The organism is Bacillus sp. SIMBA_008 (genome assembly GCF_046535495.1).
GTDB lineage: Bacteria > Bacillota > Bacilli > Bacillales > Bacillaceae > Bacillus > Bacillus subtilis.
In genome coordinates, this window is sequence record NZ_JAWRWL010001155.1 from 1 (window position 1) to 241 (window position 241).

Consider the following 241-nt stretch of genomic DNA (forward strand, 5'->3'; position numbering starts at 1 on the left):
CGGGGTGGCAGGAGCGTCAAGGCCGTGGCGGACGCTCCCGGCCTGTGTGCGCGGTGCTCAGGGGGCGCTGTCCGGCGGGAAGACCACCGTGGCGACGAGGCCGCCGTCCTCCCTCGCCGTGAATCGAAGAGTGGCGTCGTGGCGATCCGTGATGGCCTTCACGATCGACAGGCCGAGACCCCGTCCCTTCGAGGTCGACTCCGTGGACCGGCCACGCACGCGGAAGAACGGGTCGGTGAGG

General features: G+C 71.4%; 1 protein-coding gene. It reads right to left on the reverse strand.

Annotation, left to right across the window (positions count from 1 at the left end; genetic code table 11):
* Window positions 1–57 precede the first annotated feature (57 nt).
* Window positions 58–241 (reverse strand): ATP-binding protein (locus SB658_RS27060; protein ID WP_410603606.1); only part of this gene is annotated, 184 nt, incomplete at its 5' end.